The following is a 20836-nucleotide window of genomic DNA, read 5'->3' as shown; positions in this document are numbered from 1 at the left end:
CCTCGTTCACCCGACGCGTCCTGTGAGCAGGGGCAACATCCTGGTGTCACCGTCGGTGAGGCCCTTGACGCGTCGCTTCAGGGCGACGAACTCGTCGAGCACCCTCTGGTCCGAGGTGGGCGACAGGTAATACATCATGTTGACGTACCAGATCCACCCGAGCTTGGTGACGCGGAACTCCTCGTCATCCTCGACGAGCATCCCCTCCTGGGTCAGCAGGCCGAGCTTGTCCACGATCTCGGGCGGCACGTGGTCCCACGGCACCCGCTTCTTGTCGAGGTGACCGAAGTAGGGCAGCGCCAGGACGATCCCCCGTTCGTAGGGGATGTCGTCACCGACGGTAATGTTGATCTTGACGTCGCCGTCGTCGAGCAGGCGCTTGGCATAGCTCGCCCGGTTCTCGTCGTTCATCACGGTGTACTTGCCGACCTGGCTGATCGCGCTGTTGCCGAGGCCGATGAGTTCATCGTCGTAGTGGGACCACGTGTGGGTGTTGTAGAGGTTGAGGTAGTCACGGGAGATGAAGTGGGGTCCCGGCTCCGCGTTCTCCGGCAGCCTGAGGAAACCGTGGCCATTGTGCTGCTGGAACCCGGACGCCCTCAAGTACTGGTCCAGGTAGATGGTCATCGCCATCTTGTGCATGAAGCTCAACGGGGCCAGGCCCCGGTCGGCGTACCCGCGGTGAAGGGAGACCTGGGTGACGACGTTGCTGATCGGGTAGAGCTCCACGGTGCGGGTGCCCATCCCGGTGGCGTACTCGATGTCCCGCGAGAACTGCTCGAACGTCTGCCCGTGCATCCCGTAGATCATGTCGAAGCTCACGTGCTCGAAGTACCTGCTGAACAGCTCGACCGCGGCGTACTCCTGGTCGATGGTGGCGGTCACGTTGAACAGCTCGCGGTACAGGGGGTCGAAGCTCTGCAGACCGAAGCGGATCTTGTTGACGCCGATGTCGCGCATCGCCGCGCACTTCTCGTCGTCGACGCTCTTCACCTCCGCCTCGAAGGTGAACTCCTCCAGCGCCGTGAGGTCGAAGCTCTCGTGCAGCGCCCGACCAATACGGCGGATCTGGTCGGCGCTCAAGGTCGTGGGCGTGCCGCCGCCGAAGAAGATGGCCCGGATCGGGATGCCCGTCACCGCCGCGTACCGACCCTTGAGCCGGATCTCCAGCAGTAGCGCCCGGACGTACAGCTCGATCTGCTCGTCACCCGTGCTGCCGAGGCCGCGGTTGAGCGTGCAAAAGGTGCAGATCGTGTCGCAGAAGGGGATGTGCACGTAGAGCGCCCGGCTGCGCACCCCCTCGGTGCGGACGCCCACGTGGAAGTCGTGGTGCGTGACGGTGTCGAGTTCCTGGCCCTTCATCGGGTAGAGCCAGTTGTAGAACGGAAGTTGGCGGTCGAACTTCATCAGTGTACGACCGGGCATGAAATTGATCATTTCAACTCCAGCGCTGCAGCGGATCGGACCTCGACCAGCACCCGGTCAAGGAGGTTGTGGTCAGGAGCGGACACCAGGGCGAACGCGACGACGCTCCCGAGGTCGGCGGTGACCGGGACGTGGTCACCGGGTCGCAGGTCCGTGAAGACCGCGTCGACCCCGTCAACGGACCGGACGTCCTCCAACCAGGTCGTCGACACCAGCTCACCCGGTCGGTCGTCGTTGCGGAGGCAGCAGATCCCCAGCGCGGCGTCGAAACCGAGGTCCCGGGTGAGCAGTCCCGTTGACGCGCCGAGGTACACCGAGAGGGTGTCGTCGTAGGGCCTGATGCTGCTGTGCGCGGTCCACTGGTCGACGATGTGCGCCCCCGGAAGGCGGGTGCCCAATTCGATCAGGCACGGACCCCGGTCGTCCACTTTGATCTCGGTGTGGCTCGGACCGAGCCGGACGTCGTAGGCGTCCAACACGGCGTGGACGAACTCGACGGCCCGCTCCCGGTCAGGGTCGTCCTCCGGCAGCTGCACGACGTCCCAGTAAGGCTGGTCGTAGTCGTCACCGTTCGGTTGGCGGTACTCCCAGATGTCCAGGACGCGGTGCCGCCCGTGCTCCGTGAACGCGTTGACGGCCAGTTCCCGACCGCGCACGTACTCCTCGACGATCCACTCGCGCATCGGGTGGCCGAACAGGTCGTCCGTCACGAGATCTGGCACCTCGCCGGCGCCGCGCAGCACTGTGACGCCATGCGCGCCGGCACCCTTGGCGGGCTTGGCGATCGCAGGGTATCCGAGGGCGTCGGCCGCAGCTGGGATGTCCACGCGGGACACGACCGCGAACGCGGGCACTCGCACGCCCCGCGTTACGGCGTGGCGCCGCATCACCGTCTTGTCCCGTCGGGCGAGGGCGGTGGACACCGGGTTGGAGGGCAGTCCGAGCGCCGTGCCCAAGCCGTCCGCCAGGACGATCGACGGTTCGGTGGTGGGAACTACCGCCAGCACCGGACCGCGCAACGCGGCTCGCGCCGAGGACACATCGGCGACGTGGAACCAGGACGTGTCACCCAACGCGTAGTCCTGGTCGTACGAGGTGAGCAAGTCGACGGGAAGGGTGTACAGCGAGGTGTAGGGGAGACCGCGGCGACGGCAGGCGTCCTTGTACCCCCGGCCCGTCATAGCCGGGTCGACGAGGACAACAGCACCGCGCGGGTTCCCCGTCCGGAGAACCACGGCCCCTAGCTCTGCGTCGCCAGCACCAGCGTGCGGCGGATGCGCTCGCGCCGGACGAGCAGTTCCGCGCGCTCTTGCGCCTTGTACACGACCATCCCCAGCCGGTCCATCGATGACCGGAGTGGCGTGACCACCGAACCGGGGGTGACGTCGATCTCGGCTCGGACCACCCCGTCGAGGTCGTGCAGGCTCTCGTGCCCGTTGAGCGTCACGACCACACCAGGGGGCGCCGTCGGGAACCACACCGCCGCCACGTCGGACGCGACGGGGTCGACGGCGCACGGCAGCCCGCACGCCACGGCGATGACCGCGTCGAAGAGGTCCACGCCGGTCGCTGCTTCGATGACCTCCATGAGGTAATCGCCAGGGGTCCGGACTGCGATCTCCACGACGTGTGGAACACGGTTGCGGAGGATCACCTCGAGGTGCGCTATTCCGCTGCCCATGTCCAGCGCGCCGAGCACCTCGTCGAGACATTGTCGAATCGCGGAGCGCTCGTCTTCGTCGATGTCGGCCGGTGCCTGGTGTTCAAGTTCCACGCAGAACGGTGGAGCGGAAATGGTTTTTGCGGTGATGTTCCAGAACAGGACGTCACCGCGGTCGACAACGGCCTCGACGCTCAACTCGACACCAGTGAGGTGTTGTTCCACCAGAAACGGGTCGTCCGAGTCCAACGCAACGAGCCAGTCGTGGAGTTCAGTGGCGTCGGCGCAGATCCGAACCCCTTCGCTGCCCATCTTCGACAACGGCTTCGCCACGACCGGGTACCGATTCGCGGACCACACCCCGGCGCTCCCCGACGCGCGCACAGCCGCGTGAAAATCGGGCTGGGCGATGCCGCGCCGGGCGAAGAGTTCTCGCTGCGCGAGCTTGTTCCGAGAGGTCAACGCGGCTCGCATACCTGGACCCGGCAAGCCCAGCTCGTCGGCGAGCAGGGCGGCCGGACGCACGTGCGCCTCGGAGAACGCGACGATCCCGTCCACCGGCCCGTCCCGCAGAGCCGCCGCCGCGGCGGCGAGCCACCCCTCTTCACCGGGGAACGGCACCGCGTAACCCTTGTCGCCCGGACCGAACGCCGCCCTGGTCTCGTCCCACGACAGGGCCGCCTCGGAATCGAGCACCGCGACGTGAATTCCCCGTCTGTGGGCACGGCTCAGGTAAGGCCGTCCCATCCATCCGCAGCCGACCATCATGATTCTCACCGCACAGCCCCCCAGCTCATCGACGACCACGGCACCTGCACCCCCGTGAGCACCGGTCGTCATCCCGAGTGTGACACGACCCCTCGGATGCCGTCAACGATCCCGACTGGCCGACCAAATATTGATCATGCCATATTCCACATTGATCCACTCAGCTCGGAAATTTATTCACGTCGTGCACCAAGAATGATCGACCGGCCCGGCCAGGACGATTCCACGCGATATTGGACGAGGGAGCGGCCACGCGGGAGCGGCCACGCGGGTGCGCGGCGACGGCCTCGCCCGACTCGCCGAAGGTGCGCCGGTGCTCCGGCAGGCCAATGCCCACCGGACGCGGCACCGCCTCCATCACGTCGTCGCGCGCCCACGTCGGCGAAGATCACGTGACGCGCGTCGAGCCGGCTTGTCCGCCGACGACACCTAGAACTACTATGCCTCGCAGTTCTAGGTACGGAGGTCGACGTGAAAGTCGCCAAGGATCTCGTGGCCGCCTCGGCGACCCCGATGGTGCTGGGCATCCTCGCCGAGGCGGACAGCTATGGCTACGCCATCCTCAAGCGGATCAACGAGTTGTCCGGCGGTGAGCTGGACTGGACCGAGGGCCTGCTCTACCCGCTGCTGCACCGGCTCGAACGGCTCGGGCACGTGGAGTCCAGCTGGCAGTCGGTCGCCGGGGAGCGGCGGCGCAAGTACTACCGCATCACCGACGGCGGCCGGGCCGAGCTCGCGGAGCAGCGCCGCCAGTGGGACGCGGTCGTCGGCACGCTCAAGGAGGTCTGGCGCGACACCAGGCCGTTCACCACCATCCCGCTGGAGGGCCTCGCATGACGGACGGTCGGGACGAGCTGGAGGCCCAGTTCGCCCAGTGGCGCCACTACGTGCGGCGGCGGCGGGAGCTGCGGTCGACCGACGTCGAGGAGCTGGAGGACCACCTCCGGGGTTCCGTGGACGAGCTGGTCGCCGCGGGGCTGCACGCCGACGAGGCGTTCCTGGTCGCGGTCAAGCGCATGGGCAGCCTGGACGACCTGTCCCGCGAGTTCGCCCGGGAGCACTCGGAGCGGCTGTGGAAGCAGCTGGTGCTGACCGGCGGCGGCGACGGCCCGGCGACGGGCGGGCGGTCCCGGCGGGACCTGCTCACGATGGTGCTCTGCGCGGCGGGCGCGGCGGCGTCGATCAAGGCGCCGGGGCTGTTCGGGCTGCACCTCGACCAGGACGAGGCGTTCTACGTGCCCAACGCCGCCCTGTTCGCGCTGCCCTGGCTCGCGGCGTTCCTGGCCCTGCGCCGCCGCGCCTCGAAGCCGGTGGTCGGCGTGCTGGTCGCGATGTTCGCGCTCGGCGCCGTGGCGGCCAACGCCTACCCGCTGTCGACCGAGTCCCAGTCGCTCGTCTTGACCAGCATCCACCTGCCCATCGCCCTGTGGTTCGCGGTCGGCCTGGCCTACGTGTCCGACGACCCGCGCTCGGCGCGGCGCCGCATGGACTTCATCCGCTTCACCGGCGAGTGGTTCGTCTACTACGTCCTCATCGCCCTCGGCGGCGGCGTGCTCATCGCCTTCACGTTCGGGACGTTCGAGGCCATCGGGGTGTCGCCGGAGGGCTTCGTCTCCGAGTGGCTGCTCCCCTGCGGCGCGGTGGCCGCGGTGGTGGTCGCCGGGTGGCTCGTCGAGGCCAAGCAGAGCGTCGTCGAGAACATCGCACCGGTGTTGACCAGGCTGTTCACCCCGCTGTTCACCGCGGCGCTGCTGGCGTTCCTGGTCACCCTGGTCCTGACCGGCGACGGCATCGACGTGGAGCGGGAGGTGCTGATCCTGTTCGACCTCCTGCTGGTCGTCGTGCTGGGCCTGCTGCTCTACTCGACCTCGGCCCGCGACCCGCTGGCGCCGCCCGGGCTGTTCGACCGGCTGCAACTCGCGCTCGTGGCCGCCGCGCTGGCCATCGACGTGGTGGTGCTGGTGGAGATCACCGGCCGCATCACCGAGTACGGCACCACGCCGAACAAGGCGGCGGCGCTCGGGGAGAACGTCGTGCTGCTGGTCAACCTCGCCTGGTCGGCGTGGCTGGTGCTGGGCCTGGTCCGGCGGCGCGCGCCGTTCGCGGCGCTCGAACGCTGGCAGACCAGCTACCTGCCGGTGTTCGCGGTGTGGGCGTGGGTCGTGGTGCTGGTCTTCCCACCGGTGTTCGGCCACCTCTGAGCGGGGCCGCGCCCCGGGGCGGGCTCAGTGGCGGCCGGCGCAGTGCACGACCGGGTCTCGGGGCGCGAGTTCGGGCGCGTAGGTGAGGCAGATCCGGAAGGAGACGTCGACGCCGTCGACGTCGCGGGGCAGGGCGGCGGTGGCGGTGTCCCGGTGCTCGCCGGCGAAGGTCCGGGTGCAGCTGTGCCAGCCCGCCCCGCCGGGATCGGTGGTCCACTGGAGGGCCATCGTGAACCGATCGGGGCTGAACGCCACCCGTCCCCTGGCCCAGTAGTAGGTCCGCCCGGCGACCGTGTCGGCGCGCACCAGCTCGACCTCGCCGAACTTCCCCGGGCCGAGGGACACCCGGCCGCGGTTCGCCGCGCCGGGTTCCCCGTGGACCGGCCACGGATCGCCGCTCCAGGCCGTGGCGTCGGGGTCGAGCCCGTCGCCGAGCCCCGGGCAGGGCCGGTCCTCGCCGCCGCCGGGGCGCTCGGCCGGGTCCTGGTCCGGAACGCCCTCGGGCCCCGGGGTCGTGCTCGACGGGAGGGCCGCCGGTTCATTCAGGACGGTCGCCGGTTCGCCCGGGGCGGCCTGTTCCTCCAAGGCGGACGTCCGCCACCGCTGCGCCTCCGCGCGGGCGGGATCGCACGGCCGCTGCACCATCGTCGCCCCGGCCCGGGGTCGCGTGTCGACGGTGAGGCACTGGTCGCTGTGGAGGTTGACCCACCACGAGGCGCCGTCGGGTTGGGGTCGCGGTTCCCAGTACTGGTGCCGTTCCCCGTTGCAGCCGTACTGCTGGACCAGGGCCCCGTCGTCGACGCTGCCGCCCAGCACCTCCAGGCACGCCAGCAGGCGGCCGGCGGGCCGCAGCTGCCAGTACCCGGGGTTGGTGGGGTTCCGGGCGACCACCTCCCAGGGCGTGGCGTCGGCGTCGGCGGACAGCACCGCGTAGGCCACGGACTGGTCGGGGGTCCGGTCGACGGTCAGGCGCAGGTCCCCGTCCGCGGCGAGGACGACCGCCAGCCGGGTCGGGCCGGTCACGGGCGCGGCCGGCGGGTCGCCCGGCCCCGCGGTGGACCACGCCACCACGCCCGCGGCCACGAGCAGCACCGCCACCGCGGCGACCAGCGCCCGCCGCCTTCCGCGCCCGCCACCCGGCGCGGTGACCGGCGGGGCCTCGCGGTCGGGTTCCCGCACGGGGCGCAGCAGGCGGTCCAGCGCCTCCAGCCACGGCGCCGGGTCGGCGCCCAGGGCGCCGACGAACTCCCGGACGAACAGCTCCGGGTCCCGCACCCTGGTCAGGTCCTGCCGGCACTCCAGCACCCGGTGCATGGTCGACCCGCTGAGCCGGGGCACGCCGTGCCCGTCCCGCGTCGCCCGCTCCAGGGTCTTCTTGTAGCCGGGGTTGCCCGCCTGCCGCCGCAGCCGCCGCAGCAGCTCGACGAACTCGGCGACGTCGGCCGCGGCGCGCGGGTCGGGCGGATCGGCGATCGGGGGCGGGGCGTCACCGGACATCGGCGCTCCTCGGGCACGCGGTCGGCCGGTCATCCTGTCCCATGTGCGCCGGCTGAGCTGTGTCCCACGATGTCCCATTGTCCCTACCAGCCGCAACACCTGATGGTGGGACACACCAACGACTTAGAACAGGGTCGTCCACCACGCCGGAGCCCGGTCGGAACCCCGATCGGGACACGGAACTCCGGCGGACGAACCCGAAAGGTGAACGCCATGAACCCGATCGCCCCCGCGACGAAGTCGTTGGTCGCCGCCGCCCTCCTGGCCGCCGCCGCGGCCGTGACCGCCCCGACCGCCGCCGCGTCGCCCGACACCGCGCCCCGCGCCTACAACTGTCCGAACGGGAGCTTCTGCATCTACAGCGGCTGGGACGGCGGCGGCACCCGCTGCCAGTGGTCGGACTCGTCGGTGAGCAACACCAACGACCACTGCTCGTTCATCCGGTCGGGGCACAACGTCCGTTCGGTGTGGAACAACACCAACCACCGCGTGCAGTACTTCACCGGGACGAACCACAACGACCGGGTGGGTTCGACGAACTCCCTGGCGGGCGGCAACCTCACGGGTAACTACAAGATCATGTCCTTCAAGCCCCAGTGACGCGCGCCCGCGCCTGACCGCAGGTGCCGGGCAGCGCCGCCCGGCACCCGCCGGCGCGCCGTCAACGCCGCCGCAGCGCCGCCCTGGCCAGGGTTTCCAGCAGCGGGGCGGTGCGGTCCCAGCCCAGGCACGAGTCGGTCACGCTCAGGTCCGGGCGCAGCGGTCCCGCCGTCAGGTCCTGCCTGCCGTCGGACAGGTAGGACTCGACCATCACGCCCACCAGGGCGCGGTTGCCACCCGCCACCTGCGCCGCCAGGTCCGCCACCACCGCGGGCTGGCGGTCGTGGTCCTTGCCGCTGTTGCCGTGCGAGGCGTCGACCACCACGCGCGGCGGCAGGCCGGCCGCGGACAGCGCCGCCAGGGCCGCGGCCACGTTGGCGGCGTCGTAGTTGGGCGTCGGGCCGCCGCGCAGGACCAGGTGCGCGTCGGGGTTGCCGGTGCTGCGCAGGGTGGTCAGGCGGCCGTCCGCCGAGACGCCGGGGAACGCGTGGGACAGGCCGGCCGCGCGGACCGCGTCCACCGCGGTGCCGACGTGGCCGGACACGTCGTTCTTCATGCCCACCGGCATCGGCAGCCACGACGCCAGGTGCCGGTGCGGCTGGGACGCCACCGTGCGCGCGCCGATCGCGCCCCACGAGACCAGGTCCGCCACGTAGTGGGCCACCACCGGGTCGACGAACTCGTAGGCCAGGGGCAGCCCGGTGGCCGCCGCCTCGGCCAGGAACGCGCGGCCGCGGCGGATGCCCGTCGCGATGTCGCCCTTGCCGTCCAGGGTGGGGTCCGGCAGCAGGCCGGTCCAGCCCGACACCGTGCGCGGCTTCTCCAGGTAGGCGCGCAGCACCACGACCAGGTCGTCGGAGAACCGCTCGGCCGCGCCCGCGAGGAGGCCGGCGTAGTCGAGCGCGGCCTCCGGGTCGTGGACCGAGCAGGGTCCGACGACCACGAGCAGCCGGGGGTCCCGGCGGGACAGGACTTCGGCCACCGCGTCGCGGTGCCCGGCCACGGCGTCGGCCACGCCGTGCGCGGCGATGGCACCGGCCACGCCGTGCGCGGCGGCTTCGGCCGGCGTGGGCAGGGTGTCCTCAGGCATCTGCGGGGTCCTTCTCGCTCGGTTTCCGGGACGCGCTCGCGGTGGTGGGCTCGTTCGGGAGTGCCGGGGGGCGGGGCAGCCTGGTCGCGCCCAGGACGGCGACCACGGCCAGCGCCAGCACCCACCAGAAGGTGTCGGCGAACGCCGCGGGGGCGTCGGGGCCGTGGGCCGCCAGGCGGGCCTGGAGGACGACGGCGAGGGCCGCGGTGCCCAGGGACCCGCCCAGGGTGTTGAGGAGGTTCAACGCGCTCGCGGCCCGCGGCAGGTCGGCCCGGTCGATGCGGCTGTAGACGATGTTCATCACCGGCGCGCCGATCATGGCCGCTCCCGCGCCGCGCAGGAGCAGGGACAGCGCGATGACGGCGTCCGGCAGGTCGTGGTGCAGCCGGGTGAACGGCGCGGTGCCGAGGGCGACCAGCGCGATGCCGGTCAGCACGAGGGTGCGGGGCGCCGCGGTGACGACGGCCCGGTTGATCGCGATCGCCGCGACCGCCGCGCCCACGCCCTGCGGCGCCAGCAGCAGGCCGGTCTCCCAGGCGGTCAGACCCGCCGCGCTCTGGAGGTACAGCGGCAGCAGGAACATGGTGCCGAACACCGACGCGCCCAGCAGGACCAGGGCCAGGGCCGCCACGCCGAACGGCGGGCGGGCGAACAGGCGCGGGTCGACCAGCGGGGTGCGGGTGGTGCGCAGGCCGTGGACGACGAAGCCCGCCAGCATGGCCGCGCCGACCGCGATCGCGGCGACCGGCGCCGCGACCGGTCCGCCGCCCTCCAGGCCGGTGAGGCCGTAGACCAGCACGGCCAGGCCCGGTGACAGCAGCAGCGCGCCGCGCGCGTCGAACGGGGCGCGCGCCTCGGCGGGCGGCGCGGCGGGCACCGCGCGGCGGGCCAGCAGCACCGCCACCAGGCCGATCGGCACGTTCACCGCGAACAGCCACGGCCAGTCCGCCACGCCCAGGATCGAGCCGCCGACCAGCGGCCCCAGCACGGGCGACAGCAGCGGCACCACCGAGACCACGGCCAGCACGCGGCCGATCCGCTCGCGGCCCGCCGCCCGCGCCAGCAGCGCCTGGCCGGTCGCCGGCAGCAGCCCGCCGGCCAGGCCCTGGAGCACGCGGAACGCGACCAGGCTCGGCAGCGACCAGGCCAGCGCGCACAGCACCGACGCCAGCACGAACACCACCACGGCGGTGAGCCAGGTCCGGCGACCGCCGAACCGGTCCGCCAGCCAGCCCGAGGCGGGCACGGCGGCGACCACCGCGAGCAGGTAGGCCGTGCTGACCCACTGGATGTCGGTGACCGGCGCGTCGAACCGGTCGGCCAGCACCTCGACGCCGACGGAGACGATCGTGCTGTCCAGCGTCGCCATGAAGGTGCCGAGCACCAGGACGAACGCGGTCCGCCACAGCGCCGCGTCCACGCGCGGCGCGGCGCTCACAGCCCACCGACCAGGGAAGCGGCGTCCTCGTCGAAGCGGCCCGGCAGCGCGCGCAGCACGCGGAGCAGGTCGTCGGCCAGCGCCCGCGCCTCGCCGGGCCGGAACAGCCCGGCCTGGTGGCCCAGGACGCCGGTCCAGCGGCCGTCGACCTCGGGCACGACGGTGAGCGTCACGGGGTGGTGCGTCCGCTCCCGGAAGCGCGTGCCGGTGACGGTCAGGCCGGGCGCGGGCTCGCGCAGCCGCGCCGGGTCGACCGGGTAGTTCTCGAACACCACGAGGCTGTCGAACAGCCGCCGGCGGCCGGTCAGCGCCTCCAGCTCGGCCAGGCCGACGTGGTGGTGCTCCACCATCGCCTGCTGCCGCGCCTGGAGGTCGGCCAGCGCCTGCGCCACCGTGCCGGTGAAGCGGGCGCGGACCGGCACCGCGTTGGCCAGCAGCCCGATGATCTCCTCGACGCCGTCCACCTCGGCGGTGCGGCCGGAGACCATGACGCCGAAGCAGGCGTCACGCCGGCCGGACCGCGCCGCGAGCACCGCCGCCCACGCGCCCTGCACCAGCGTGTTCGGCGTCAGCCCGCGCGTCGCGGCGGCCCTGGTCAGCTCGGCGACCACCGGCGCGGCGACCTCGAACAGCACGGGGTCGGTCGCGCCGACGGCCACCGCGCCCGCGGGGACGAGGTGGTCGCCCTCGGGCAGGTCCGCCAGCTCGGCGCGCCAGGCGCGCAGGTCGGCGGTGTGGTCGCGGGCGGCCAGCCAGCGCGGGTAGCGGGAGAACGGCACGGGCTCGGGCAGCGGCGCGTGCCCGCCGACCCGGTTGGCGTAGAGGGCGAACAGGCCGGTCAGGATGCGCGGCGCGGACCACCCGTCGGACAGCACGTGGTGGCTGGTCAGCACGAACTCGTGGCGGTCGGGGCCGCGCCGGAGCGCGGTCAGCCGCACCAGCGGCCCGGTCGCGAGGTCGAACGGCTCGGCCAGGTCCGCGGCCAGGGCGCGGTCCACGTCGGCGTCGTCGGGCGCGTCGAGCACCCGGAACGCGGGCTCCGGGTCGACGGGCACCACCTGCGCCTCGTGGGCCGGCGGGAACACCGCGCCCAGGTTCGGGTGCCGCCGCAGCAGGTCCGCGCCCGCCGCGCGCAGCGCCGCCACGTCCAGGGAGCCGGACAGCGAGAACGCGGCCTGCACGGTGTAGGGGTCCGCCGCGCCGTGCCGGCGCGACTGCGCGAGCACCAGCTCCTGCAACGGGGTCAGCGGCAGCACCTCGCCACCGGCGGGCACGTCGGCGGTGAGGTCGGTGAGCGCGCGCCGGAAGCACTCGCCCAGCTCGCGGACCTCGTCCTCGGTGAACAGCGCCGCGGGCCAGGTGAACCGGACGCCGAGCGCGTCGCCGTCGCCGGTGTCGCGGGCCAGGGCGTTGACCATCAGCGCGTGCGGCAGCGGCAGGTCGTCGCCGCCGCCCGAGCCCAGCGGGTCGGCGTCCGGCGGGGACTGCCACGCCGCCTCCTCCGCCGGCGCGGCGGGGAACCGGCCCAGGTAGTTCCAGCTGATCTCGGGCGTGCGCACCAGGTCTCCCCCGAGGAGGCCGTGGCCCAGCCCGTCGCCGGCGGCGCGCAGGTGGTCCCGGACGGATCGCAGCTGCGCGGCCGTGCCGCCGTCCGGCAGCGCGATCCGGGCGGGGTGGACCGCGGTGAACCAGCCGACGGTCTGGGACAGGTCGACCGGCCCGGAGTGGTCCGGTGCGTGCGGCGGGCGGCCGTGGCCCTCCAGTGCGACCAGGAGGTCCGGTGCGACGCCGCGCCACTCGGCCACCGCCCGCGCCAGGGCGGTGAGCAGCACGGTGTCCGGGGTGGTGCGGTAGGCGGCGGGCAGGGTGGTGAGCGCGGCCCGCGTGGTCGCCGGGTCCAGCGCGACCTGGTGGTGCGCCGCGGTGGCGGCGGTGTCCCGGGCGGGGTCGAGCGGGGTGCGCGCGAGCGGCGCGGCGGGCGCGTCGGCCACGCGCCGCCAGTGCGGCAGCTCGGCTTCCCGCCGGGGCGCGGCCGCGCGCAGCGACCGGGCCCAGCCCAGGAACGACTGCCCGTGCCGGGCGAGCGGCCCGCCGGTGGCGTGCGCGTGCGCGAGGTCGTCGAGCAGGATCCGCCAGGACACCGCGTCCACGACGAGGTGGTGCGCGACCAGGGCGAGCCTGCCGAGCCGGGTCGGGCCGGCGTCGACCCACACCGCGCGCAGCACCGGCCCGGTCCGCGGGTCCAGGCGGGCGCGGGCGTCGGCCACGTGGGCGTCGACCAGGGCCCGCAGGTCGTCGGACTCGGCCGCGCGCACGTGGGTCAGCACGTCCGCGCCGGTCACCGCGCCCGCCTCGGGGATGCGCAGCGCGTCCTCGACGAGGTGGGCGCGCAGCACGTCGTGCCGGGCGAGCACGGCGTCGAGCGCCCCGCGCCACGTGGCCGCGTCGCCGCCGGCGGGCACGCACACCTCGACCCACTGGCAGAACCCGTCCGCCGCGCCGCGCCGCAGCAGGTCCCGCATCACGGGGGTGAGCGGCGCGTCGCCGACCGCGGGCGCCTCCTCGGCCCGCTCCAGCCCGCCGCAGCGCGCGGCGATGCCGGCGACCGTGCCGCCCTCGAACACGTCGCGGGCGGTCAGGCCCAGGCCCTCGCGGCGGGCCCGGGAGACCACGCGCAGGGACACGATGCTGTCGCCGCCGACCTCCAGGAACGAGTCGTCCAGGTTGACGTCGTCGGTGCCCAGCACCTCGCGGAACACGCGCAGCAGCACGGCTTCGGCCGCCGTGGCCGGTTCCCGCGCGGGTGTGGCGGCGCGGGCCTCGGGCGCGGGCAGCGCGGCCCGGTCGAGCTTGCCGCTGGGTCCCAGCGGCAAGCGGTCGAGGGCCACCAGCGCGGTCGGCACCATGTGGTCGGGCAGCTCCGCCGCCAGGTGCTCGCGGAGCCGCGCCTGGTCGACCTCCGCGCCGTCGGTGGGGATGACGTAGCCGACGAGCCTGTTCTCGCGCACGACCACCGCGCACGCCCGCACGTCGGGGTGCCGGGTGAGCACGGTCTCGATCTCGGGCAGCTCGATGCGGAACCCGCGCAGCTTGACCTGGTGGTCGGCGCGGCCGAGGAACACCAGTTGGCCGTCCGGCCGCCACCGCACCAGGTCGCCGGTGCGGTACATGCGGTCGCCGGGGGCGCCGAACGGGTCGGCCACGAACCGGTCCGCGGTCAGGCCCGGCCGGTTGAGGTAGCCGCGGGCCAGCTTCGGCCCGGCCAGGTACAGCTCGCCGGTCACGCCGACGCCGACCGGCAGCAGGCCCGCGTCCAGCACGTAGGCCCGCACCTCCGGGTCCGGCCGGCCGATCGGCAGCGGCCCCTCGTCGTCGTGGTCGTAGTGCCAGGTGACCGAGTTGATGGTGACCTCGGTGGGGCCGTAGGCGTTGAACAGGGCCCGGCGGCCGGCGCCCCAGCGGCGGGCGAGCTCCGGGTCGAGGCGTTCCGCGCCGACGACGAAGAACACGTCCGGCGGCACGGTGCGGTCGTCGGGCATGGCGGCCAGGAACGACGGCAGCAGGTTCACGCCGGTCACCCGGTGCTCGGCGATGTAGTCCAGCAGCTCGTCGCCGGGCACCCGCACCTCCTCGGGCGCGATGACCGACGTGCCGCCGGACAGCAGGGGCAGCATGAACTGCCAGAACGCCACGTCGAAGCTGGTCGAGGCGAAGTGCAGGTAGCGCTCGCGCCCGCCGATGCCGACGACGTCCACCTGGAGGGAGATCAGGCTCGGCACGCCGCGGTGCGGCAGGGCGACGCCCTTGGGCTTGCCGGTGGTGCCGGAGGTGTAGATGACGTAGGCCAGCGAGTCCTCGGTGAGGTCGCGGCGCGCGTGGACCGGGTCGGCGTCCCACTCCGGCGGGCCGTCGGCGGTGGCCGGGTCGACCACGGGCAGGTCGACCGGGACGGCGCCGGTGGCGACCACGGCGGTCGGCGCGACGTCGTCGAGCATGAAGGCCAGCCGGTCCCGCGGGTAGGTCGGGTCCATCGGCACGTGCACCGCGCCCGCCTTGAGCACGCCGAACAGCGCCACCACCATCTCCACGTCGCGGCCCAGCAGCACCGCGACCGGGTCCTGGGGCCGCACGCCGCGGTCGAGCAGGGCGTTGGCCAGCCGGTTGGCCCGCCGGTCCAGCTCGGCGTAGCTCAGCGAGCGGTCGCGGCAGACCACGGCCTCGGCGTCCGGCGTGCGGCGCACCCACGTGCCGAACTCCTCCAGCGCGCCGCCGCGCGTCCTGGTCGGCTCGGGGCCCGTGCCCACGCGCAGGAGGTGGTCCTGCTCGTCGGCGTCGAGCGCCCGCAGCCGGGCCACCGGCCGGTCGGGGTGGTCGACGACCTCGCGCAGCAGGTTGCGCAGCCAGCGCCCGTAGGCGCGGGCGGTGTCCTCGTCGAGCACCCGCGGCTGGTAGCCCAGGCCGAGGGTGAACTCGTCGCCGGGCAGCACGATGACGGTCAGCGGGTAGTGCGTGGCGTCGGTGATGTCCACCCCGGCCAGCTCCAGGCCCGGTGCGACGGGGAAGCGCCGCCGGTCGGAGAGCGGGAAGTTCTCCATCACGAGCATGGTGTCGAACAGCTCGCCCGCGCCCGCCGCGCGCTGGATGTCGGGCAGGCCGACGTGGTGGTGCTCGCCCAGCGCCACGGCCTCGGCGTGCACGCGGTCGAGCAGGTCGGCGGCGGTGTCGGCGGCGGTGTGCCGGACCCGGACCGGGATGGTGCCGCCGAGCTGGCCGATCATGCCCTCGACGCCGTCGACCTCGGCGGGCCGGCCGGACACCGGGCAGCCGAAGACCACGTCGCGGCGGCCGGTCAGCCTGCCGAGCAGCACGCCCCAGGCGGTGGTGAACACGGCGGTCGGCGTGACGCCCCGGTCGCGGGCGAACGCGCGCAGCCGGTCGCTGAGGTCCGCGCCGAGCCCGATCACCACGCGTTCCGGCCGGTCCGCGGTCGACGCGGCGCCCGCCGGCGCGAGGTGGGTGCCCTCGACCCCGGCCAGGGCCTCGCGCCACGCGCCCAGCGCGGCGTCGTGGTCGCGGTCGGCGAGCCAGCGGTGGTACTCGGCGGGCGACGGCGCGACCGGCGCGGCCGGTCCGCCGCCCAGCTCGGCGTAGGTGGCCAGCAGGGTGCGGCCCACGACGGGCATGGACCAGCCGTCGAGCAGGGCGTGGTGGATGGTGATGGCCAGGCGGTGCTCGTCCGGGCCCGAGGCGCACAGCAGGAACCGGATCAGCGGCGGCCGGTCGGTGGGGAACGGGCGTGCCAGCTCGGCGCGGCACTCGGCGGCCACGTCCTCCTCGGACCCCGCCACCACGTGCCGCCAGTCCAGGCTCACGGCGGCGGGCACGACCTGGACCACGTCACCGGCCGGGGTGGTGTGCAGGTGGACGCGCAGCGCGGGGTGGCGGCGCAGCAGCTCCTCGGCGGCGGCGCGCATCCGGTCGGCGTCGAGCGCGCCGCGCAGCAGCGTCACCGCCTGCACCACGTAGACGTCGGCGTCGCCCTCGCCGCGCACGAGGGACTGGAACGACAGGCCGACCTGGAGCGGGGTCGCCGGGAGCACGTCCTCGACGCGGCCGGTGCGCTCCAGGGCGTCGATCGCGTCCTGGTCGAGGTCGACCAGGGGCAGGTCGGACGGGGTGAGGCCGCCGCCGTCCGGCCCGATGCGGTCGGCGTGCGCGGCGAGCGCGGCGAGCGCCTCGCCCCAGGCGCGCTGGAGGTCCGCCACGGTGTCGGGCGGCAGCACGGCTCGGGCGGCGGTCCACTCGACGGCCAGGCGCGGCGCGCCGTCCTCGCGCACGAAGCAGTTCAGCGCGAGCAGCTGCTCCAGGGCCTTGGCGGGCGGTTCCACGACCGCGAACGCCTCGTCCCCCGGCAGCCGCCACCCCTCGCCGGGCTCGGCGGTGAACCGGCCGAGGTAGTTGAGCAGCACGTCCGGCGGCGGGGTGGCCGACAGCTCCGCGCGGGTCACCGGGTCGAGGTGGCGCAGCACGCCGTAGCCGAGGCCCTGGTCGGGTGCTGCGCGCTTGGCCTCCTTGGCGGCGCGCAGCAGGCGGTCGACGTCGCCGCCGTCGAGCACGGGGGCGGGCACGCGCACCGGGTACTCGGCGGTGAACCAGCCGACCGTGCGGGACAGGTCGGCGCCGGGGTGCTCGCGGCCGTGGCCCTCCACCGTGACCGCGACGTCGCCGCGCACGCCGCGCAGCCGCAGGGCCAGCGCGAGGCCGGCCAGCAGCACCTCGTCGACGCTCGCGCGGTAGGCGGCGGGCAGGGTGGTCAGCAGCGCGGCGGTCACCTCGGGCGAGGCGACGGTGGTGGTGCGGTCGGCGGTGGCCGCCACGTCCACGGCCTGGTCGAGGGGGCGGTGGCCGAGGCGGGCGGTGGTCAGCGCGCGCCGCCAGTGGTCCAGCTCGCCGCGCCGGGCGCCGCTCTCGGCCTGCTCGGCGAGCAGCAGCGCGTGCCGCCGCCACGACGTGCCGACCGGGGCGAGCGCGTCGCCGGCGCAGGCGGCGTGCAGGTCGGGCAGCAGGACGCGCCACGACACGCCGTCGACCACCAGGTGGTGCAGCACGACGACCAGCCGGTCCGGCTCGCCGGCCGGGGTGCGCACCAGCGCCGCCCGCACCAGCTCGCCGGCCCGCGGGTCCAGCGACGCGGCCAACTGGTCGGCCACCGCGGTGACGTCGCCGGTCGCCTCGCGCACGTCCGGGGTGACCGAGCCGCGCGGGCGCACGACCAGCCCGCCGTCGGCGGTCACCAGCAGCCGCAGGGCGTCGTGGTGGTGGACGACCCGGCGCACGCCGCGCGCCAGGTCGTCGACGGGCAGGTGGTCCACGTGGAGCGCGGTCCACTGCGCGTAGCCGGCGATCGCGGCCGGGTCGGGGTGCGGGTCGAGCAGGGCGCGCGCGATCGGCGGCGCGGGCGCCGGCCCGGTCGGCTCGTCCACCGCGGTGTCGGCGGCGGCGGCCTCCCGGGCCGCGGCGGCCAGCGACGCGAGGCTGCGCCGGGCGAGCAGGTCGCGCGGGCGCAGCTCCAGGCCGTGGGCGCGCAGCCGGCTGCTGACGCTGATCGCGGTGATGCTGTCGCCGCCCAGGGCGAAGAAGTCGTCGTCCACGCCGACGTGCTCCGCGCCGGTCACCTCCGCGACGACCGCGCACAGCGCGCGTTCCCGCTCGGTGGCGGGCGCGCGTCCGCCACCGGCGGCGCGGGGTTCGGGCAGGGCGGCGCGGTCGAGCTTGCCGTTGACCGTGACCGGCAGCTCGTCCAGCACCACCACGACCGAGGGCACGAGGTGGTCGGGCACCCGGTCGGCCAGTGCCGCGCGCACCGCCTCGGGCGTGACCTCGTGGCCCGCGGCGGGCACCACGTAGCCGATGAGCCGGGCCGGGCCGGCGCCGGTGCGGACGTCGGCGGCGGCCGCGCTCACGCCGGGCAGCGCGCCCAGCGCGGCCTCGACCTCGCCGACCTCGACGCGGTGGCCGCGCACCTTGACCTGGCCGTCGTGCCGGCCCAGGTACGCCAGGCCGCGGGCGGTCCAGCGGGCCAGGTCGCCGGTGCGGTACATGCGGTCGCCGGGGGCGCCGAACGGGTCGGCCACGAACCGGTCGGCGGTCAGGCCGGGCCGGTCGAGGTAGCCGCGGGCCAGGCGCGGCCCGGCCAGGTACAGCTCGCCGCGCACGCCCGGCGGCACCGGGCGCAGCGCGTTGTCCAGCACGTAGGCCCTGGTGCCGGGCAGCGGGGAGCCGATGGTGGGCTCTCCGCCCTCGACGCGCGCGGTGGTGCCGTCCACGGCGGCCTCGGTGGGGCCGTACATGTTGCGGGCGGTCACCCCGGACGCGGCGACGCGCCGCCACAGGCCGGGCGGGGTGGCCTCGCCGCCGAGCACGAGCAGCACCGGCCGGTGCTCGCCGTGCAGCAGGCCCGCGTCGACCAGCGGCGCGGCCATCGAGGGCGTGGTGTCCACGACGTCGATGCGGTCGCGGGCGTAGGCGGCCAGCAGGGCGTCCGCGTCGCGGGTCAGGTCGGCGTCGTAGACGTGCAGCTCGTGGCCGCACAGCAGCCACAGCAGCTGGTCGAGCGCGGAGTCGAAGGCGAACGAGTAGGTGTGCGCGACGCGCAGCCGCCGTCCCGCGGCGGCCGCGGCCTCCGCGACGGTGGTGGAGCGGTGGTGGTGCACGAGGGCGGTCAGGCCGCCGACGCGGCCCAGCACGCCCTTGGGCCGGCCGGTCGACCCGGAGGTGTGGATGACGTACGCGAGGTGGTCGGGGTGCCGGTCCACATCGGACAGCGGTTCGCCGCTCAGCGAAGCCAGTTCGGCGCGCGTCCCGGGCGAGTCGAGCTGGAGCGTCCGTTGTGGACTGATGTCGGCGGTGTCTGCGACGGCCAGCACGAGCGCCGCGCCCGCGTCGGCCACGAGTTCCCGCAACCGCTCGGCGGGGTGCTCGACGTCCAGCGGCTGGAACGCGGCGCCGGCGTCCAGCACGGCCAGCAGCGCCACCACGAGGTCGGCGGAGCGGGGCAGCGCGAGCGCCACCACGTCGTCGGCGCCGATGCCGCGCGCCCGCAGCAGCCGGGCCAGCCGGTGCACCCGGTCGACCAGTTCGGCCGAGGTCAGCCGGTCCGGGCCGGACACCAGCGCGGTCGCGGCGGGGTCCAGGTCGGCCAGCAGGGCGGGCACGTCGCGCGGCGCGCCGGGCAGCGCGGCGGGCGACCAGTCCGCCAGCAGCCGGGCCCGGTCGTCGTCCGGCACCAGGTCGATCACGCCCACCGCGGGCGACGCGGGGTCGGTCAGCCCGGCGAGCAGGCGGCGCAGCGCGGTCAGCTTGCCCTCGACGCCCGCCTGGTCGTGGGTGCGCGCGTCGACCTCGAAGCCCAGCAGCAGGCCGTCGTGCGTCGGCAGGACGCTCAGCCCCATGTCCTCGGGCGGGCCGCCCGCGACGTTGCGCATGGTGCCGGTCGCGCCCGCGAAGTCGATCGCCAGGTCGAACGCCTTGAGGTTGACGCCCCGGCCGTGCAGCAGCGCGCCCGCGCCGGGCACGGCCAGGTCGCGCGGCAGGTCCTCGCCCCGGTAGCGCTGGTGGGCGCGCATCTCGCGCATCACCGCCGCCACCCGCCGGCTCAGCTCGCCCAACCGGTCGTCGCCGCGGACCTCGACCCGCAGCGGCAGCACGTTGACGGCCATCGCGGGGGTGCGCAGGGCGACACCCGTGCGGCACATCAGCGGCAGCGCGAACACCACGTCGGCGCGGCCCAGCACGCGGTGCAGGAACGCGGCGTAGCAGGCGATCAGCGCCTCGCCCCAGGTGACGCCCTCCCGTTCGGCGGCGGCGCGCAGCCGCTCGAACTCCTCGGCCCCGACGACGGCGCGGGCGGTCAGCGTGCCTGCCGCCGCTTCCCCCTCCGCAGCTCCCCCGGCGGGCGCGGGCGCGGCGGTGTCGTCCAGGTCGGGCAGCGGGGTGAACCGGTCGACCCAGTAGCGCCGGTCGCGCCCGGCCCGCTCGCCGCCCCGGTAGTCGAGGTCGGCGGCGACGAGGTCGGTGAACCGGCCGAAGGTCGACGGCGGCGGCGCCTCGCCCGCGACCAGGGCGGTGTAGCGGGCGGCGGTGCGGCGGGCGAGCATGGCCGCGGTGTAGCCGTCGAAGACCAGGTGGTGGCCCAGCTGCGTGTACCAGACCTCGCGGTCGGACAGGCGGATCACGGTGTGCGAGAACAGGTCCCGGTCCACCATGCCCCGGCACGCCTCGGCCACGCGCTCCCGCTCGGCCGCCACGAACGCGTGCGCGGCGGCCTCCGGGTCGGCCTCCCCGCCCAGGTCGACGACGGGCGGCAGCGGCACGGGGTCGTCGGACACGACCTGGCGCGGGCCGTCCGGCGTGTCGAACACCCGCAGCCGCAGGCTGTCGGCCTCCTCGGTGGTGGCGCGGATCGCCTCCGCGAGCAGCCCGGTGTCGACCGGTGCGGCGCCGGCGGGGCCGCGCACCTCGACGACGTCGCCGACCACGTAGTAGCGCGAGTCCGGTTCCAGCCGCTGGGCGTGCCAGATGCCCAGTTGCGCGCCGGTCAGGTCGAGGACCGGGTTCTCCGTGGCCGGGGCGGGGTGGACGGGTGCGGTGGTCAACTG

General features: G+C 74.6%; 10 protein-coding genes. 3 read left to right on the top strand and 7 right to left on the bottom strand.

Annotated features, from left to right (window positions below; all coding sequences use genetic code 11):
• Positions 1-6: 6 nt before the first annotated feature.
• The 3 genes from ABD223_RS37540 to ABD223_RS37530 are packed head-to-tail and all read right to left on the bottom strand — an operon-like array spanning position 7 to position 3892.
• Positions 7-1425, bottom strand: a complete 1419-nt coding sequence (locus ABD223_RS37540) for a coproporphyrinogen-III oxidase family protein (protein WP_344041962.1) — start codon at positions 1423-1425, stop codon at positions 7-9.
• Positions 1426-1433: 8 nt separating this feature from the next.
• Complete coding sequence (locus ABD223_RS37535; protein WP_344041960.1) at positions 1434-2606, bottom strand: ATP-grasp domain-containing protein; 1173 nt, start codon at positions 2604-2606, stop codon at positions 1434-1436.
• Between the two features lie 59 nt (positions 2607-2665).
• Complete coding sequence (locus tag ABD223_RS37530) at positions 2666-3892, bottom strand: ATP-grasp domain-containing protein (RefSeq protein WP_344041958.1); 1227 nt, start codon at positions 3890-3892, stop codon at positions 2666-2668.
• A 432-nt stretch (positions 3893-4324) separates the two neighbouring features.
• Here ABD223_RS37530 and ABD223_RS37525 point away from each other — a divergent pair, with 432 nt between their 5' ends.
• Complete coding sequence (locus ABD223_RS37525) at positions 4325-4690, top strand: PadR family transcriptional regulator (protein WP_344041956.1); 366 nt, start codon at positions 4325-4327, stop codon at positions 4688-4690.
• A complete protein-coding gene (locus ABD223_RS37520; protein WP_344041954.1) occupies positions 4687-6054 on the top strand; it encodes a permease prefix domain 1-containing protein in 1368 nt (455 codons plus the stop codon). Before ABD223_RS37525 ends, ABD223_RS37520 begins: the two co-directional genes overlap by 4 nt.
• Before the next feature lie 24 nt (positions 6055-6078).
• On the opposite strand, the gene ABD223_RS37515 is transcribed toward ABD223_RS37520, so the two are convergent.
• Positions 6079-7551 carry an RICIN domain-containing protein gene (locus tag ABD223_RS37515; RefSeq protein WP_344041951.1) on the bottom strand — a complete coding sequence of 491 codons (1473 nt, stop codon included), beginning with the start codon at positions 7549-7551 and terminating at the stop codon, positions 6079-6081.
• Between the two features lie 213 nt (positions 7552-7764).
• Between ABD223_RS37515 and ABD223_RS37510 the strand changes: the two genes are divergently transcribed.
• A complete protein-coding gene (locus ABD223_RS37510) occupies positions 7765-8151 on the top strand; it encodes a peptidase inhibitor family I36 protein (protein WP_344041949.1) in 387 nt (128 codons plus the stop codon).
• A 61-nt stretch (positions 8152-8212) separates the two neighbouring features.
• Here the strand turns inward: ABD223_RS37510 and ABD223_RS37505 are convergent, their stop codons facing one another.
• The 3 genes from ABD223_RS37505 to ABD223_RS37495 are packed head-to-tail and all read right to left on the bottom strand — an operon-like array spanning position 8213 to position 20833.
• Complete coding sequence (locus tag ABD223_RS37505) at positions 8213-9241, bottom strand: 3-deoxy-7-phosphoheptulonate synthase (protein WP_344041947.1); 1029 nt, start codon at positions 9239-9241, stop codon at positions 8213-8215.
• Positions 9234-10679 carry a DHA2 family efflux MFS transporter permease subunit gene (locus ABD223_RS37500; RefSeq protein WP_344041945.1) on the bottom strand — a complete coding sequence of 482 codons (1446 nt, stop codon included), beginning with the start codon at positions 10677-10679 and terminating at the stop codon, positions 9234-9236. Before ABD223_RS37500 ends, ABD223_RS37505 begins: the two co-directional genes overlap by 8 nt.
• On the bottom strand, positions 10676-20833 hold the full coding sequence (locus tag ABD223_RS37495; RefSeq protein ID WP_344041943.1) for an amino acid adenylation domain-containing protein: 10158 nt from the start codon (positions 20831-20833) through the stop codon (positions 10676-10678). Before ABD223_RS37495 ends, ABD223_RS37500 begins: the two co-directional genes overlap by 4 nt.
• Between the last annotated feature and the right edge of the window lie 3 nt (positions 20834-20836).

Source organism: Saccharothrix xinjiangensis (assembly GCF_039527585.1).
GTDB lineage: Bacteria > Actinomycetota > Actinomycetes > Mycobacteriales > Pseudonocardiaceae > Actinosynnema > Actinosynnema xinjiangensis.
Note: the sequence above shows the minus strand (reverse complement) of the source record. Positions and strands in the feature narration are given on the sequence as shown.

Bases quoted from the DNA above. Each gene is read 5' to 3' on its own strand.
- ABD223_RS37540 (WP_344041962.1), bottom strand. From the start codon at position 1,425: ATGCCCGGTCGTACACTGATGAAGTTCGACCGCCAACTTCCGTTCTAC.
- ABD223_RS37535 (WP_344041960.1), bottom strand. From the start codon at position 2,606: ATGACGGGCCGGGGGTACAAGGACGCCTGCCGTCGCCGCGGTCTCCCC.
- ABD223_RS37520 (WP_344041954.1), top strand. From the start codon at position 4,687: ATGACGGACGGTCGGGACGAGCTGGAGGCCCAGTTCGCCCAGTGGCGC.
- ABD223_RS37515 (WP_344041951.1), bottom strand. From the start codon at position 7,551: ATGTCCGGTGACGCCCCGCCCCCGATCGCCGATCCGCCCGACCCGCGC.
- ABD223_RS37510 (WP_344041949.1), top strand. From the start codon at position 7,765: ATGAACCCGATCGCCCCCGCGACGAAGTCGTTGGTCGCCGCCGCCCTC.
- ABD223_RS37505 (WP_344041947.1), bottom strand. From the start codon at position 9,241: ATGCCTGAGGACACCCTGCCCACGCCGGCCGAAGCCGCCGCGCACGGC.